This window comes from Streptomyces marokkonensis (genome assembly GCF_039539045.1).
Lineage (GTDB): Bacteria > Actinomycetota > Actinomycetes > Streptomycetales > Streptomycetaceae > Streptomyces > Streptomyces marokkonensis.
In genome coordinates, this window is record NZ_BAABCQ010000168.1 from 1 (window position 1) to 16475 (window position 16475).

Annotated in this window: 16 protein-coding genes; all 16 read right to left on the bottom strand. The window is 71.7% G+C overall.

Annotated elements, in window-relative coordinates:
• A partial coding sequence (locus ABEA26_RS29695; RefSeq protein ID WP_345596443.1) for a flavodoxin-dependent (E)-4-hydroxy-3-methylbut-2-enyl-diphosphate synthase occupies positions 1–187 on the bottom strand: 187 nt, incomplete at its 3' end.
• A gap of 4 nt (positions 188–191) precedes the next feature.
• Complete coding sequence (hpnH, locus tag ABEA26_RS29700) at positions 192–1214, bottom strand: adenosyl-hopene transferase HpnH (RefSeq protein ID WP_345596444.1); 1023 nt, start codon at positions 1212–1214, stop codon at positions 192–194.
• A 6-nt stretch (positions 1215–1220) separates the two neighbouring features.
• Positions 1221–1862 (bottom strand): phosphorylase family protein, encoded by a 642-nt coding sequence (locus ABEA26_RS29705; protein WP_345596446.1) that lies wholly within the window; start codon positions 1860–1862, stop codon positions 1221–1223.
• A complete protein-coding gene (shc, locus tag ABEA26_RS29710) occupies positions 1862–3937 on the bottom strand; it encodes a squalene--hopene cyclase (protein ID WP_345596447.1) in 2076 nt (691 codons plus the stop codon). The genes ABEA26_RS29705 and shc overlap by 1 nt, the downstream gene beginning before the upstream one ends.
• Before the next feature lie 118 nt (positions 3938–4055).
• Positions 4056–5120 carry a polyprenyl synthetase family protein gene (locus ABEA26_RS29715; protein ID WP_345596458.1) on the bottom strand — a complete coding sequence of 355 codons (1065 nt, stop codon included), beginning with the start codon at positions 5118–5120 and terminating at the stop codon, positions 4056–4058.
• 68 nt (positions 5121–5188) lie between these two features.
• Entirely contained in the window at positions 5189–6625 is a 1437-nt protein-coding gene (gene hpnE / locus ABEA26_RS29720) for a hydroxysqualene dehydroxylase HpnE (RefSeq protein ID WP_345596448.1), read from the bottom strand.
• Complete coding sequence (locus ABEA26_RS29725) at positions 6622–6780, bottom strand: DUF6380 family protein (RefSeq protein WP_345596449.1); 159 nt, start codon at positions 6778–6780, stop codon at positions 6622–6624. Before ABEA26_RS29725 ends, hpnE begins: the two co-directional genes overlap by 4 nt.
• On the bottom strand, positions 6780–7730 hold the full coding sequence (gene hpnD, locus ABEA26_RS29730) for a presqualene diphosphate synthase HpnD (protein WP_345596450.1): 951 nt from the start codon (positions 7728–7730) through the stop codon (positions 6780–6782). The genes ABEA26_RS29725 and hpnD overlap by 1 nt, the downstream gene beginning before the upstream one ends.
• Positions 7727–8629 (bottom strand): squalene synthase HpnC, encoded by a 903-nt coding sequence (gene hpnC / locus ABEA26_RS29735; protein ID WP_345596451.1) that lies wholly within the window; start codon positions 8627–8629, stop codon positions 7727–7729. Before hpnC ends, hpnD begins: the two co-directional genes overlap by 4 nt.
• A gap of 358 nt (positions 8630–8987) precedes the next feature.
• Positions 8988–9767 carry an ABC transporter ATP-binding protein gene (locus ABEA26_RS29740; RefSeq protein WP_345596452.1) on the bottom strand — a complete coding sequence of 260 codons (780 nt, stop codon included), beginning with the start codon at positions 9765–9767 and terminating at the stop codon, positions 8988–8990.
• Entirely contained in the window at positions 9760–10689 is a 930-nt protein-coding gene (locus ABEA26_RS29745) for an ABC transporter permease (protein ID WP_345596453.1), read from the bottom strand. The genes ABEA26_RS29740 and ABEA26_RS29745 overlap by 8 nt, the downstream gene beginning before the upstream one ends.
• A gap of 95 nt (positions 10690–10784) precedes the next feature.
• Positions 10785–11657, bottom strand: a complete 873-nt coding sequence (locus tag ABEA26_RS29750) for a glycosyltransferase family 2 protein (RefSeq protein ID WP_345596459.1) — start codon at positions 11655–11657, stop codon at positions 10785–10787.
• Between the two features lie 8 nt (positions 11658–11665).
• Positions 11666–12445, bottom strand: coding sequence for a CDP-alcohol phosphatidyltransferase family protein (locus ABEA26_RS29755; protein WP_345596454.1), 780 nt, complete (start codon positions 12443–12445; stop codon positions 11666–11668).
• Entirely contained in the window at positions 12423–13484 is a 1062-nt protein-coding gene (locus tag ABEA26_RS29760) for an iron-containing alcohol dehydrogenase family protein (RefSeq protein ID WP_345596455.1), read from the bottom strand. The genes ABEA26_RS29755 and ABEA26_RS29760 overlap by 23 nt, the downstream gene beginning before the upstream one ends.
• The gene (locus ABEA26_RS29765) at positions 13472–14224 is read right to left on the bottom strand and encodes a phosphocholine cytidylyltransferase family protein (RefSeq protein ID WP_345596456.1); all 753 of its coding nucleotides are present in this window, start codon (positions 14222–14224) and stop codon (positions 13472–13474) included. Before ABEA26_RS29765 ends, ABEA26_RS29760 begins: the two co-directional genes overlap by 13 nt.
• Entirely contained in the window at positions 14221–16083 is a 1863-nt protein-coding gene (locus ABEA26_RS29770; RefSeq protein ID WP_345596457.1) for a DUF5941 domain-containing protein, read from the bottom strand. The genes ABEA26_RS29765 and ABEA26_RS29770 overlap by 4 nt, the downstream gene beginning before the upstream one ends.
• Positions 16084–16475: the final 392 nt, after the last annotated feature.

Sequence of the window (16475 nt, forward strand, 5' to 3'; positions counted from 1 at the left end):
CCGTCAGCTCGGCGATCTGCTGGAGCGTAGCGCCGATGTCCGACGTACGGGTCGTCGTCATCGACTGCACCGACACGGGGGCCCCGCCCCCGACAGCCACCGGCCCGACCTGGATCCGCCGCGACACGCGCCGCTCGGCGATCGGCCGGACCGGTACCTCGGGAACCCCCAGGGAGACGGCGGTCATGCCGTCAGTCCCTGTTCCCGGAGACCGTCTCCCGCATGGCACGCAGGGACTCCTTGAGCGATCCCATGGTGGCCAGGACCGCGGTGGGCTCGTAGCCGCAGTGCGCCATGCAGTTGGCGCAGCGGGGGTCCTTGCCGCGTCCGTACTTGTCCCAGTCGGTGTCCTCGATCAGTTCCCGGTACGTCGGGACGTATCCGTCGCTCATCAGGTAGCACGGGCGCTGCCAGCCGAAGAGGGAGTAGTTCGGGATCGCCCACGCCGTGCACGGGAAGTCGACCTTGCCCTCGAGGAAGTCGAGGAACAGCGGGGAGTGGTTGAGCCGCCAGCGGGCCCGGTTGCCGCCCGAGAAGGCCTTCTTGAACAGCTCGCGGGTCTGCTCCACGCCCAGGAAGTGCTCCTGGTCGGGCGCCTTCTCGTAGGCGTAGGCCGGGGAGATCATCATCTCGTCGACCTTGAGGTCGTCGTTGAGGAAGTCGAGGACCTCGACGATGGTCTGCGGGGTGTCGGTGTTGAAGAAGGTCGAGTTGGTGGTCACCCGGAAGCCGCGCCGCTTGGCCTCCTTGATGGCCTCCACGGCCTCGTCGAACACGCCTTCCTTCGCCACGGACTCGTCGTGCCGCTCCCGCAGCCCGTCGATGTGCACCGCGAACGCGAAGTAGGGGGAGGGCGTGAACTTGTCCATCTTCTTGCGCATGAGCAGGGCGTTGGTGCACAGGAAGACGTACTTCCGCTTGGCCACCAACTGGCGGGTGATCTCGTCGATCTGCGGGTGCATCAGCGGCTCGCCGCCGGCGATGGAAACCATCGGCGCTCCCGATTCGAGCACCGCGCCCACCGCCTGCGCGACCGGCATGCGCTGCTTGAGCACCCCGGCCGGGTGCTGGATCTTGCCACACCCCTCGCACGCCAGGTTGCAGGCGAAGAGCGGCTCCAGCTCCACGATGAGGGGGAACTTGTCCCGTCGGCGGATCTTCTGTTCGGCCAGGTATGTAGCGACCTTGATGGACTGGCGCAGCGGCATGGCCATCTGGGCTCACCTCCGGGGGAGCGGCAAAGAACGGTGCCATTCGAAGAATGCGGGAAGAACGGATCGAAGGACGCGGAATGCCGATATTCCACCGCGCACCGTGCCGATCCGGACGAGCTCGTGCTCTGGAGCGTCCACGACCACCCGCACGGCCGCAACCGGGCGCGCGCCCGTCCGGACGGCGCTCAGGAGCGTGGCCGCTGACTCCATGTCGACGGCGATCGCGCCGGTCGCCAGCAGATCGGCGCGCCCGGGACCGCGGACGACGTGGTCCGAGCCGGTCAGCGGCCCGGTGTGGACGGTGCGCCCGGGGGCGGCTCGCGCGAGTTCCTTGACGAGCCGGTCCGTCCCGACGCACGGGACGGTGGAGCGCGGGTCCCGGGTCTCCTCGGCGACGACCAGGTCGCCGGGGTGCATGCCGGGGGCGAGTCCCGCGCAGAAGCCCGTGGCCAGCACGGCGGCCTCACCGAGCGCCGGGTCGGCCAGGACCCGGGTGACCGAGCGCTCGGCCGCCTTCGGGCCCATGCCCGTACGCAGGACGGTGACCGGCCCGCCGGCGCCGCCGCGGTCGCCGGTGCGCAGGGCGAGGTGCTCGATGCCGAGCGCGCAGGCGATCAGCAGCGGGGACGGGCCGGGCTGTCGGGTCATCAGCTGCCCTTCGCCTCGGCCGTGGACGCGTCGGCCGACAACGGCTCGGCGAGGGCGGTGACGGTGGCGGTGGCCTGCCCCGCGCGCGGCTTCTTGGCGAAGGGCTCTCCGTGAACGTACCGCCCGAGCGCGGTGAGCGGGAAGACCTGCCGGTAGAGGTGGTAGTTGATGGAGAAGTCCCAGGGGAAGCCGGTGCCGGTGAAGTAGGGCTCGTCCCAGGAGCCGTCCTCCCGCTGGGTGGCGGCGAGCCAGGCGACGCCGCGTTCGACGGCCTTGGACTCCCGCTCCCCCGCCGCCAGCAGGGCCATCAGCGCCCAGGCGGTCTGCGAGGCGGTCGATGCGCCCCGGCCGCTCCACGTCCTGGCGTCGTCGTAGGACCGCAGGTCCTCGCCCCAGCCGCCGTCGTCGTTCTGGACGGACTCCAGCCAGGTCACCGCGCGGCGGACGGCCGGGTGCGAGACGGGGAGTCCGGCGGTGGTCAGGGCGGGTACGACGGACCCGGTGCCGTAGACGTAGTTGACGCCCCAGCGGCCGAACCAGGAGCCGTCCGGCTCCTGTTGGGCGAGCAGCCACTGGATGCCGCGCCGGGTGCGGGGGTCGTGGGTGAGGCCCTCGACGGCGAGGCTCTCGACGACGTGCGCGGTGACGTCCGCCGACGGCGGGTCGACGACCTCGCCGAAGTCGCAGAACGGCAGCCGGTTGGGGAAGGGGCTGGTGTTGTCGACGTCGAACGCGCCCCAGGCACCGTTCTTCGACTGCATGCCGAGGTTCCAGCGCACGCCGCGGCCGATCGCCTTCTCCACCCGTTCCGGGTCGTGGTGTCTGACCCGGCGCAGGGCCAGGACCACCTCGGCGGTGTCGTCGATGTCGGGGTAGTTGTCGTTGTGGAACTCGAACGCCCAGCCGCCGGGCGGGAGTCCGGGCCGCTTCACCGACCAGTCGCCGGGGCGCACGATCTGCTCGCCGAGCATCCAGTCCGCGGCCTTCACCAGCTGCGGATGGTCCTCGGGCACCCCGGCGTCGGCCAGCGCGATGGTGGCCAGGCAGGTGTCCCACACCGGGGACTGGCAGGCCTCGATCATCCGGGCGCCGTCCTCGCGCCACACGGCGAACCGGTCCAGCGACTCCAGACCCGCGCGCATCACGGGGTGTTCGAGGTCGTAGCCGAGCAGGTACAGCGCGATGACGGAGTACACGGCCGGCGGCTGGATGCCGCCCCAGCAGCCGTCGTTCTCCTGCCGTTCGATGATCCAGCGGGCGGCGGTGTTCATCGCGGCCCGGCGCAGCCGGCGCGGAGCGACCCTGCGGTAGGCGTGCAGTGCCTTGTCGAGGCGCTGGAAGGTCCCGTCCCAGCTCGCCGCCGGTGCCAGGGGCCGCGCGGGGTTGGGGAGGGCCGGGTCGGTGTGCAGTTCGTCGAGCGGGAAGGGCGCGGGGCGTACCGGCCGCTTCGCGGAGACGATGGTCAAAGGGACGATGGTCTGCCGGGCCCAGCAGCCGAAGTCGTAGATGTTGAGCGGTACCCAGGTGGGGAAGTAGATGAGCTCCGGCGGGAGTTCGGGCAGGTCGTCCCACTTCCACCAGCCGAAGAGGGCGAGCCAGATCCGGGTGAAGACGCGGGACGCGGCGATGCCGCCCCGGGCCCGGATCCATTCCGACGCCCTGGCCATGTGCGGGGCGTGGGGCGCGTCGCCGGCCAGGCGGAGGGCGACGTAGGCCTCGATGGTGGCGGACAGGTCGCCGGGGCCGCCGTAGAAGGTGGCCCAGGTGCCGTCCTCGCGTTGCTCGCCGCGGATGAACAGGGCGGCGGCCCGCGTGGTCGCGTCGTCACCGATGCCCAGGAACTGGCGGAGGAGCAGGTCCTCGGCGTCCATCGTGACGTTCGTCTCGAGGTCGCCCTTCCACCAGCCCTGGGCGTCCTGCCGGGAGAGCAGGAAGTCCGTGGCGCGCCGGGTGGCGCGTGCGGCGGCTTCTGGTACCCCGGCCGCCACGGCGGGGATCGTGATGTCGGTTTCGCTGGCCGCGGCTGCCAGGGGCTTCAGGGTGGCCCCGGTGCTTCCGTCGGTCGTCGCTGTCATGGCTTCCCCTTCGTGCAGTGTGCATACGGTGCTTCTGCTGTGGGTCCGCCGTCGGCCGGTGCTCGTCTTCCCGCGACACCGGCCGGCGACTACGCGAGGGCTATTCGACCGATAGTGATCATCTCTTTCGTACGACGACGAAGTCCGCGAGCGCCGTGAAACGGTCCCGCACCCGGTCGGGCATGTCGACGGAGTCGAGGGCTTCGATGGCGATGGTGTGCTGACGGCGCGCCTCGTCGGCCGTCCACTCCCGGCCGCCCGCCTCTTCGATGAGGGCGGCGCGGGCCGCGAACTCCTCCTCGGAGAAGTTCGCGAAGTCGCTGGTCCTGGCGTCGGCGGCGAGGATCTCGCCGAGCCGCTCGGAGGCGGGGCCGCCCGCGGCGAGGGCGGCCACGACCGGGAGGGACTTCTTGCGCTGGCGCAGGTCGCTCCAGGTCTGCTTGCCGGTGGAGTCCGGGTCGCCCCAGATGCCGAGGAGGTCGTCGACGGCCTGGAAGGCCAGGCCCAGGTGGTAGCCGTACTTCTCCAGCGAGTCGGCGGTCCGCTCGTCGGCGCCGCCGAGCACGGCACCGATGGAACTGGCGGTGGCGATCAGGGCGCCGGTCTTGTTGCCCTCCATCTCCAGGCATTCCTCGACGCTGACGCGGTCGCGGTGCTCGTAGGAGATGTCCTGCGCCTGACCGTCGATCAGGGACCGGCTGGCCTTGGTCAGCCGACGGGTGGCGCGGCCGGCCTCGACGGTGCCCAGCTCCAGGAGCACCTCGTTGGCCAGGGCGAACAGGGCGTCGCCGACCAGGATGGCCTGGGCGGGGCCGTGCACCTTCCAGACGGTGTCGCGGTGGCGGCGCTGCTCGTCGCCGTCCATCAGGTCGTCGTGCAGGAGGGAGAAGTTGTGCACCAGTTCCACGGCCACCGCGCCGGGTACGCCGACCTCGGGCGCGGCACCGGTGACCTCGGCGGAGAGTACCGCCAGCGCGGGACGGACCGCCTTGCCGCCGTCGCCGTCCGCGGGCCTGCCCTGGGCGTCGATCCACCCGAAGTGGTATGCGGCGACGGTGTCCATGGGAGGTGCCAGGCGGTCGACGGCCGCCCGCAGGACCGGCGTGGCCAGGGTCCGGCCGCGCTCCAGAAGCGCGGTCACGTCCACCGTGGTCCTCGGAGCGGCCTTCGGGGCCGGGGGCACAGTGGGCACAGTCATTCCTCCAGTTGCGGTGCCGGGAGTGCGGGCGTCGGTCCCTCGCGGGGCGGCCGTCACGCGGCCTCCTCCAGGAAATCGGGGAGGAGGCCGTGGGACAGGCCCAGGGTGCCGAGGGCGGCGCCCGCCGCCGAGACACCGCTGCGAACCGCACTCTCCATGGTCGCGGGCCACCCGGTGGCGGTCCACGCTCCGGCCAGACAGAGGCCGGGTGCCTTGGTACGGGCGCCGGGCCGGAGCCGTCCGACGCCGGGGGCGGGAACGAACGTCGCGTTGCGCTCCCTGGTCACGAAGAAGTCCTTCACCTCGGCGCCCCGGGTACGGGGCAGCAGCCGCTCCAGTTCGGGCAGGTACCGCTCGCGCAACGTGGCAACGGGCTCGTCGATCTCGTTCTGCGCGGTCGACTGCGACAGCGCCAGGTACTGTCCCTCCTTCAGTCCGGAGGCCTCGGTCCGGTCGAACACCCACTGCACCGGGGTGCCGAGAGCCGTCAGGAACGGCGCGGCGAGCACCTGGCGGTCGTAGACCACGTGGACGTTGAGGATCGGCGCGGTGTCGATCTCCAGGAGGTTCCCGGGGGCGTCGAGGGCGCCCGCGGGCAGCAGGTCGTGCGCCTCGCCCTGCGGTACGGCGAGGACGACCGCGTCCGCGTCGAGCGTCTCGCCGGGGACCTGGACGCTCCAGCCGCCGTTCCCGTCCGCGCGGACGGAGGTGACGCGGGTACGGACCTCGGTGCGAACACCCGCGGCGTCGAGCGCCTTGCGGGCCAGCACGTCGTGCAGGTCCCCCAGCGGGACGCGGGCCCAGCCGATGTCGGCCGCGCCGGGCTCGGAGAGCAGACCGGTCTTGAACACCATCGCGGCGAGCCCCAGGGAGGCGTCGCCCGCGACCGCGTTGAGGGTGGCGATCCCGACCAGGTCCCACAGGGCCTCGATGGCGCGTGCCGACTGACCGTGCGCCGTCAGCCAGCTGCCGAAGTTCTGGGTGTCCAGGGCCGGATCGGCGGGGTCGAGCCCCTTGAGGGCGAGCGCGGCACGCCCGACGCTCGCGCGCTCGGCCAGCGAGAGATGCGGGTACGTGGCCAGGCTCCGCCCCAGATGCAGGGGCACGGGCAGCGCGTCGCGTCGCAGCCTGCCGAGCCTTCGGCCTTCGGGCCGGTCCAGATCGACGACGGGTACGTCGAGTCGTTCCTGCACGGGGGCGAGCGCGGCTCCCCCGATACGGTCGAGGAACCACCGGTAGGCGGTGCAGCAACGCAGGTACACGTGCTGGCCGTTGTCGACGGTGAGGCCGCCGCGCTGGAAGGAGAAGGCGAGTCCGCCCAGACGCGGACGTCCTTCGAGCAGGGTGACCCGCACCCCGGCGTCGGCGAGCGCGAGCGCGGCGGTGACACCGGCGAGTCCGCCACCGACCACGACGGCGTGTCCGCCGGGGCGGAGGGCGGAGACGTCCGCGAGCTGCCCGCCGTCACGCGTGCCGTTGCCGTCGGTCATGGTGCGCCTTTCCCTGTCCGGTCGCCGCGGTGCTTGAACGGCGTACGGACGACCGTCTCAGTCAGGGACGCCGACCGCCACCGGAGGGTTGCCCGCCGTTCGTGGCCACAGGCATCGCCTGTGGCCGGAGTGTCGAGTGTGCCGGGTGTGTCCATCAGGCGCGCCTCCTGACGGCCCGCCGGGTGACGTGCCGGGCGTCGAGCCCGGACAGTCCGCGCACGGCGACGTACGCCTTCTCGCGCCCGGGGAGCGAGACCCGGCCGCGCAGCACGGCCTCGGGGTCGCGCTCGATGCGGTCCAGAAGACGGCGGTAGATGCCGGCCATGGCGGCCACGCAGGCGCCGCTGCGCCGGTCGAGCAGGGGCAGCAGCCGGTAGCCCTCGGCGAAGAGGGCACGGGCCCTGCGCACTTCGAAGTGCACGAGGCCCGCGAAGTCGGAGCCCACGGGTGGCGTCGGCCCGCTGAACCCGGCCGAGCAGCCGAACTTGGCGAGGTCGTCGGCGGGCAGGTAGGTCCGTCCGCCCTCGGCGTCCTCACGGACGTCGCGCAGGATGTTGGTGAGCTGGAGTGCGAGCCCGAGCGTGTCGGCGTACTCGGGCGCGCGCTCGGCGCCGCGCGCCCCCGGCTCCGTACCGAACACACCGAGCGAGAGGCGTCCGATGGCGCCCGCCACGCAACGGCAGTAGACCTTGAGGTCGTCCCAGGTCTCGTAGGTCTCGCCGCGCAGGTCCATCTGGACCCCGTCGATCAGTTCGTCGAGGCCGCCGAGCGGGATCGGGAACCGCCGGGCGGCGTGGGCGAGGGCGACGGCGACCGGGTCGGTGTCGTCCTCGTCGACCGCGCCCTCGTGGATGCGGGCGAGCACGGTCCGGGTCTCCTCGAGCCTGGTGACCTTGACGTCGTCCGCCAGCGCCCCGTCGCCGATGTCGTCGACCCGGCGCGAGAACGCGTACAGCGCCGACATCGCCCGGCGCTTGGGCGCCGGCAGGAGCCGGATGCCGTAGGCGAAGTTCCGGGCCTGCCGGCCGGTGACGGCCTCGCAGTAGCTGTAGGCGGCGAGTACCGGTGCCGACGCGTGCTCTGACGACTCCACGGTCCCGATCACCCCTCTCCTCGCAGGGTCAAGCCCACCTCGCGCAGCAACTGGGCCTTACTGGGCTTGGGCGGGCCGGGAAGTACGTCGTGCTCGGCGGCGGCGATCGCCCGGACGGCCGCCCTGCCACCCGCCACGAACCCCGCGAGCAGCAGACGCAGCCTGCCGTGGACGCTACCCACCAGGGGTGCGCCCTCACTCATCAGGTCGCGGGCGCGCCCGGCCTCGTAGGCGATCAGGGCGCGCACCGAGGCGTTGGCGGTGGGCGCGGTGAGGTCCGTCTCCTGGACGTGGAAGCGTTTCATGTCCTCGGCGGGCAGGTAGATGCGGTCCCGGCTCAGGTCCTCGGCGACGTCCTGGAGGTGCTCGACGATCTGCAGCGCGGTGCAGATGGCGTCGGAGCGGCGGATCCGCTCGGGCGTCGAGGTGCCGGTGACGGCGAGGACGAGCCGGCCGACCGGGTTGGCGGACAGCTCGCAGTAGGCGAGGAGGTCGTCGTAGGTCTCGTAGCGCGCGACCAGCTGGTCCTGGCGGTTGGCGGCGATCAGGCCGAGGAAGGGTCCGGGGGTGAGCGAGCGGCGGCGCACGGTCGGCGCCAGGCGGCGCAGCAGCGGGTGTCGAGGTGTGCCGTCGAAGACCCTGCGCAGGTCCTCCTCGAAGGCGTCCAGCATCAGCAGCCGGTCCTCGGCCCGGTCGTCGGGGACGCCGAGGAGGCGTGCGTCGGCACCGCCGGGGGCCAGGTCGCCGTCGCCGATGTCGTCGACGAGGCGGGCGAAGCCGTACACGGCCATGAGGTCGGCGCGCCAGGCGCGGGGGAGGAAGAAGGGGGCCACGGGGAAGTTCTCGTCCGCGGCCTTGGCGAGGGTGGCGCGCTCCGGGTCGACGGCGTGGGCCGTGCCGCTGAACGTCATCGCGGGCTGCCTTGGTCGGGGACGGCGCACGCTTCGCGGAGGTGGGGAGTTTCCGTAGCCATTGCCGTCACATCTCCCGTTCTACACTGCCGACCCAATACGCACTATTTCGGACACGCCGCCCGACCGCCCGCGCGGCAGGCCCGCCCGTCGGTGTCGGGGATTATCGCCCCATGTGCCGCGTTTCGGGACCGGTACAGCTTACGTTGTACAACTCACGGAGGTTCGTCGGGGGCCTCCGCGCCTCACGACAACACGTCGATCGGCTTCAAGATTCCCGGAAACTCCGGGAGTTGACGCTTCCTTTGCAGACGCGGGCCGCACCGGAACAGTTCCGGCGCGGCTCCGGCGTGTCGGGCTACTTGCCCGTGAACTTCTCGTACTCCTTGAGCACCTCGTCGGTCGGCCCGTCCATGCGCAGCTCGCCGCGCTCCAGCCACAGGACGCGGTTGCAGGTGTCGCGGATGGACTTGTTGTTGTGACTGACCAGGAAGACGGTGCCGGCCTCCTTGCGCAGTTCCCGGATGCGCTGCTCGGAGCGTGTCTGGAACTTGCGGTCACCGGTGGCCAGCGCCTCGTCGATCATCAGGACGTCGTGGTCCTTCGCGGCGGCGATGGAGAACCGCAGGCGGGCGGCCATGCCGGAGGAGTAGGTGCGCATCGGCAGGGTGATGAAGTCGCCCTTCTCGTTGATTCCGGAGAAGTCGACGATGTCCTGGTAGCGCTCCTTGATCTGCTCGCGGGTCATACCCATGGCCAGTCCGCCGAGGATGATGTTCCGCTCGCCGGTCAGGTCGTTCATCAGGGCCGCGTTCACCCCGAGCAGGGAGGGCTGGCCGTCGGTGTAGACCTTGCCCTTCTCGGCGGGCAGCAGGCCCGCGATGGCCCGCAGGAGGGTCGACTTGCCGGACCCGTTGGAACCGATCAGGCCGATGGCCTCGCCCCGGTAGGCGGTGAAGGAGACGCCCCGCACGGCGTGCACCTTGCGCACGCCCCGCTGCTCCCCCCTCTTGATCATCCGGCTGAGGGCCGCGGTCGCGCTTCCCTTGCCTGTCTTGGCGCCGTTGACGCGGTAGACGATGTGCAGTTCGTCCGCGATGACCGTCGGCACCCGCTCGCCCTGCTGCTGCTCAGCCACGGCCGTACCTCTCCTCAGCCTTCCAGAAGTACACGAAGCCGCCCACCGCGAGGAGCACGGACCAGCCGAGCGCGACCGCCCACACGTGCGGCGGCAGGTTCTCGGAGCCGTACCCGTCGATCAGCGCGAAGCGGATCAGGTCCATGAAGACGGCGGCCGGGTTCCACTGGAGCACGTCGGCGATCCAGGCCGGCTTGTCCTCCAGCATGATCGGGATGGAGAACATGACGCCCGACGCGTACATCCAGGTCCGCATGATGAACGGCATCAGCTGGGCCAGGTCCGGGGTCTTCGCTCCCATCCGGGCCACGATCAGCGCCAGTCCCATGTTGAAGAGGAACTGCAGGACCAGCGCCGGGATCACCAGCAGCCAGGACAGCCGGGGGTAGCTGCCGAAGCCCACCACCACCGCGAACAGGACGATCATCGAGGCCAGCAGTTGCTGGAGCTGCTGCAGCGCGAACGAGATCGGGAGCGAGGCGCGCGGGAAGTGCAGCGCCCGCACCAGGCCGAGGTTGCCGGCGATGGCGCGCACGCCCGCCATCGCCGAGGACTGGGTGAAGGTGAAGACGAACACGCCCGTCACCAGGAACGGGATGTAGACGTCCTTCGGCATGCCGCGGCCCGCGTTGAGGATCAGGCCGAAGATCAGGAAGTAGACGAGCGCGTTCAGCAGCGGTGTGGCCACCTGCCACAGCTGACCGAGCTTGGCCTGGCTGTACTGGGCGGTCAGCTTCGCCTGGGAGAAGGCGAGGATGAAGTGCCGCCGTCCCCAGAGCTGACGGACGTACTCCATGAGGGACGGCCGGGCACCGCTCACGGACAGTCCGTGCTTGGCGGCGAGCCGGGCCGGTGTGAGGCCCTCGTCGGGCGACACGGGCCTGGTCATGGCGACCGTGCCGTCGTGCGTTGTCTCACTCACTGGTGGAAACTTTCGTCTTTGGAATGCTCGGCCGCTCGGACCTGGCATGGACCTGTTGACCCGGGTCGGGCCGGGACGCTCTCGGTACGAGCTTGTCAGATCACGGGAGGCCGGCCCAGCCGGGTCAGCCGCCACACCGTACGCCACCTCATGGGCCGACGAGGTCCGCAGGGGGTGGCCCAGCCCTCGCGGAAGCCTCCGAACCAGGCCTTCAGGGCCGGCCGGGAGGGGCGGCGCAGCAGTGTGAGCAGCATCCACACCCCGAGGTAGACCGGGACGAGGAGCGCTGGGAGGTTGCGGCGGGCCAGCCAGACCCGGTTGCGCGCGACCATGCGGTGGTAGACCGCGTGCCGCGAGGGCGCGGTCGTGGGGTGGTTCAGCACCATGTCGGACCGGTAGTCGATCATCCAGCCACCGTCCAGGGCCCGCCAGGCCAGGTCGGTCTCCTCGTGGGCGTAGAAGAACGCGTCCGGCAGGCCGCCGACCTGCGTGAGGACGCGGGTGCGCACGGCGTTGGCGCCGCCGAGGAAGGTGGTCACCCGGGAGGAGCGCATCGGGTCCGAGGCGCGCAGGCGCGGAACGTGCCGGCGCTGGGTCTCGCCGGTGTCCGGGTCGGCGATGCGGAAGCTGATGATGCCCAGCTCGTCGTCGGCCGCGAACGCCTCGCGGCACAGCTCGGCGGTGTCGGTGCGGGCGAGCAGGCCGTCGTCGTCGAGGAAGAGCAGGATGTCGACGTCCCGCCCGCCCGGGCCGAAGGCCTCGATGCCGACGTTTCGGCCGCCGGGGATACCCAGGTTCTCGGGCAGCTCGACGGTGCGCACGCCGTCGGGCACCTCCGGGACGGGCGAGCCGTTGCCGACCACGACCACCTCGACCGGGTCGCCGTCCTGCTTGGCCACCGAGTCGAGCAGGGCGCGCAGTTCCTCGGGGCGGTTGCCCATCGTGATGACGACGGCGCCGACCTTCATGGTGCCACTCACTTGAGCCTGCTGGAGGCGAGGATGGACACCAGGTGGAGCAGGGTCTGCAGAAGCGCGATGCCCGCGAGTACGGCGGTGCCGAGGCGGGTGAAGAACAGGTCGCCCCGGCTCGCGTCGACGATCGCGAGGACGAGGATCAGCAGGGACGCCTCGATGCCGAGGATCAGCCGGTGGAACTTGAGCGCCCCGGCGGCCCGGCGGGCCAGCGCCATGCCGGAGGAACGCGGCTCGGACGCGGACTCCTTGACCGGCTCCTTCCCGGTCTGGTGCCGGGCGACGCCCACCAGGTCGGTCTCGGCCTTGATCAGGATGGCGCCGAGGGCGGCCAGGGTGCCGAGGAAGGCCCACAGCCAGTCGATCCGCCCGGTGCCCCAGACGTCGGCGGCCCGCAGGCCGAGGCCGACCAGGACCGCGGCGTCGGTCAGGTAGGCGCCGACCCTGTCGAGGTAGACGCCGCCGAGCGAGTACTGCTTCTTCCAGCGGGCGACCTCGCCGTCGACGCAGTCCAGCAGCAGGTACAGCTGCACCGCCACCACGCCGAGCACGGCGCCCGTGATCCCCGGCACCAGCAGGGCCGGGGCCGCGAGCACGCCGCAGACGGTCATCAGGTACGTGAGCTGGTTGGGCGTGACCCTGGTGTTCACCAGGTAGCGGTCGATCCGCAGCGAGACCTCGCGCATGTAGAGGCGTCCCGCCCAGTGCTCACCGCTGCGCCGGTCCTTGACCCCCGCGGGATGGACGACCGGACGTAGTTCAGCTACCGATGGCCTTGACATAGTCGGCGTACATGTCCTTGATCTGGTCGGATTCGAGGTCGAGGTGTTCGAGGATCGTGTAGCGGCCGGGCCGGGTCTGCGGCGCGAACTCCACGGCCCGGACGAACTCGTCCGGGGTGAAGCCGATCTCCTCCGGCAGCACCGGCAGCCCGTGCCGGCGCAGTACTCCGGCCATGTGGGCGGATTCCTCGTGCGCCCCGCGCAGATGCATCGCGAAGGCCGCGCCCAGGCCGCACTGCTCGCCGTGGGAGGCCGCGCGGGTGGGGAAGAGCAGGTCGAAGGCGTGGTTGATCTCGTGGCAGGCGCCGGAGGCGGGCCGCGAGTCGCCGGAGACCGACATGGCGATGCCGGTCAGGACCAGGCCCTCGGCGAGCACCTGGAGGAAGTCGTTGTCGCCGACGCCGCCCGGGTGCCGGAGCACGGCCTCGCCTGCCTGGCGGGCCATCGCGGCGGCCAGGCCGTCGATCCGCTCGCCCTTGACCCGGTTGGCCAGCTCCCAGTCCGCGATCGCGGAGATGTTGGAGACGGCGTCGCCGATGCCGGCGCGCACGAACCGCACCGGGGCGTCGCGGATGACGTCCAGGTCGATGACGACGGCGATCGGGTTCGGGACGCCGTACGAGCCGCGGCCCGCGTCGTTGTCCAGGGTGGCGACCGGCGAGCACAGTCCGTCGTGCGCGAGGTTGGTGGGCACGGCGACCAGCGGCAGGCCGATGCGCGCCGCGGCGAACTTGGCACAGTCGATGATCTTGCCGCCGCCGAGGCCGACGACCGCGTCGTAGTGCCCGCCCTTCATGGCACCGGCCAGCTTGATCGCGTCGTCCAGGGTGCCGCCGCCGACCTGGAACCAGTCGGCGCCGGGCAGCGACGGGGCGACGCGCTCGCGCAGCCGGGCGCCCGAGCCGCCGCTGACGGCGACCGCGAGCTTGCCCGAGTGGGAGATGCGCTCGTCGGCGAGCACACACCCCAGGTCGTCGAGGGCACCCGCGCGGATGTCCACGACGACCGGCGACGGGATGAGCCTCGTCAGTACAGGCACGCGATCTCCCGGCCCTTGGCGAGGTCGTCGTGGTTGTCGATCTCGACCCACTTGACGTCGCCGATCGGCGCCACGTCGATCTTGAAGCCGCGGTTGACGAGCTCCTGGTAGCCGTCCTCGTAGTACAGCTGCGGGTCGCGCTCGAAGGTGGTCCTCAGCGCGTCGGCCAGCTCCGCGGCGGCCTCGCCCTCGATGAGGGTGACGCCGATGTACTCGCCGGTCGCCTCGGCCGGGTCCATCAGCTTGGTGATGCGCCGGACGCCCTTGTCGGGGTCGGCGACGACCTTCATCTCCTCCTCGGCGAGGCTCTTCACCGTGTCGAGGGCGAGGATGATCTTCTTGCCGTCACCGCGGGCGGCGAGCAGGGTCTTCTCGACGGAGACCGGGTGCACGGTGTCGCCGTTGGCGAGGATCACGCCGTCCTTGAGGGCGTCACGGCCGCACCACAGGGAGTAGGCGTTGTTCCACTCCTCGGCCTTGTCGTTGTCGATGAGGGTGAGCTTGACGCCGTACTTCTGCTCCAGCTCCTCCTTGCGGTCGTACACGGCTTCCTTGCGGTAGCCGACGATGATCCCGACCTCGGTCAGGCCGACCTCGGCGAAGTTCGCCAGCGTCAGGTCCAGCACCGTGATGCTGTCCTCCGCGCCCTCGGGGCCGACCGGGACCAGTGCCTTGGGCAGGGTGTCGGTGTAGGGGCGCAGACGGCGTCCGGCGCCGGCCGCCAGCACGAGGCCGATCATGCGGGTTCTCCTTCGTCGTGTACGGCGGGTGCGCCGCCCTGGTGGGCGGCGACCCAGAAGCGGATGCTCTCCACGAGCACCACGAGAGCCACGGCCACGGCGAGGACCGTGAGCGCGACCTTGAATTGTGAGGCGGTGAGCAGCACGGCCAGCACGGTGATCACCAGCGTGCGGCCCTCGTGCCCGCCGACCGTCCGCACCAGCCACTGCGGCGGCGCGCCCGCGCCGCCGCGGATGCGGTAGACCGTGTCGTAGTGATGGTAGGCGACCGCGGCCACCAGCCCGAAAGCCGCCGGAAGCGCCCCGTTCACGTCGGCTTTCGCCGCCAGCACCAGGACGGTGCCGTACTCGGCGGCGCGCAGGAACGGCGGGACCAGCCAGTCGAGGGCGCCCTTGAGGGGGCGGGCGACGGCGAGGGCGGACGTCAGTACGTAGGCGAGGGCGGCGACGGCCGGCCAGGGGCCGCCGAAGTCGGTGAACGCGGCCGTCAGCGCGACGGCGAGGCCGCCGAGGAGGGCGACGGCGGGGGCGGTGAAGCCGGGCAGCCGGCGGGCGGGCTTGCGGAAGGCCTTGGCCGCTGCCTCGGCGAGCGGGCCGGAGTCCGCCAGGTCGGCCAGCGCCCCGGCGGCCCGGTCGGTCCGCGTGGCCCTGCGCGTCAGCGAGCGCAGGACGCGGCCGGCGGTGGTGTACGTCGCGGCGAACGCGCAGCCGATCAGCAGCGCGTAGAGGGTGATCCGGGGCGTGGTGACGGCGGTCAGGACGGCGATCATGGCCCAGCGTTCGCCGATGGGCAGGACGATCATGCGGCGGACCCAGACCGTCCAGCCGACGCTGTCGAGCCTGTCGGAGAGCGCGGCGGTGGGGCTGGTGTTGGCGGCGGCGGCCGTGCTGTCGACGTTCGCCTCGTTGAACGAGAAGTCGACGACGTGCCGGCAGGTCTGCAGGACCATCGCGCCGAGCGCCAGGGCCCATACGTCGTCCCCGCCGCGGGCGGCTCCGAGGGCGAGGCCCGCGTAGTAGGCGTACTCCTTGGCGCGGTCGAAGGTGGCGTCCAGCCAGGCGCCGAGCGTGGAGTACTGGAGGGAGTAGCGGGCGAGCTGTCCGTCGGTGCAGTCGAGGACGAAGGAGGCGATGAGCAGGACACCGGCGGCGACGAAGCCGCCGCGGGTGCCGGTGGCCGCGCAGCCCGCCGCTATGAGCGCGGTGACGAGCGAGGCGGTGGTGACCTGGTTGGGGGTCAGCCCGCGCCGCGCGCACCAGCGGGCGATGTAGCGGGAGTAGGGGCTGATGAAGTGGGTGGTGACGAAACCGTCGCGGGCCTTGACCGCCGACTTCAGGCGTACGGCCTCGTCGTCGACGTCGGCGACGGCCCGGCGTGCCTCGTTTCGGGCCTGCGGGTCGGCGGGGACGGCGGCGACCAGGCTGCCGAGCTCCGGCCGGTACACGTCGGCGCCGTCGGCGTCGAGGGCGGCGGTGATCCGGTCGGCGAGGCTGTGGAGGTCCCCGGCGCTCGGCTTCACTCGCGCGGGGGCACCCCCGTCCACGGTGCCGCCGCCCGCGGAGTTCTCGCGGGCCATCGCACGGGTCAGGGACTGGCGGGCTTCGGGCTGGGCGGTCACGGCGCCCGGGATCGCGGCGAGCGGGAAGCGTGGGTCGGTGAGGCCCAGACGCAGGGCGTGCGGGTGGCCGACGAAACGGGCGTCGACCACGGCGACCCGCTCACCGCCCGGTACCTGGGCCAGCAGCGTCTCGGTGTCGGCGGCGCCGGAGGCGAGACGCACGTCGAAACCGAGGGACCGCAGTTCGCTCTCGATCGACGAACCGGGAACCGGCTGACCGGTGAGGATGGCGGTCGACAACCGAACTCACTCCCTGGGTACCGACGCCTGGGCGCCGGGCCTGCGCATGGTGGGACGCCCGTGCCTGCGGCACCCGGGCGGCATGTCGGCAGAGGTTATCGGATACCCGGAACGCCGTGTTCACCGGCCGTTTCTCGGTCGGTCGGCGCCGCTTGCACCCGTCTTTGCCGCGATCATCATCGTGGATGTGGGGCCCGCCCCACAAACCGCGCTCGCAGACCGGGCATCGCGGACATCGCACAGTGTCGGCAGGCGTTCGCGGACGGTCAGGACGACCCCCCTCCCGACCCCTGGACGGACGGTTCGGGCGCCCCCCTCCCGACCGTTGGGCGGACGGTCCGGGCGACCCCCTCCCGACTGCTGGGCGGACGGGGGCAGCCCTCTCCAGGCCC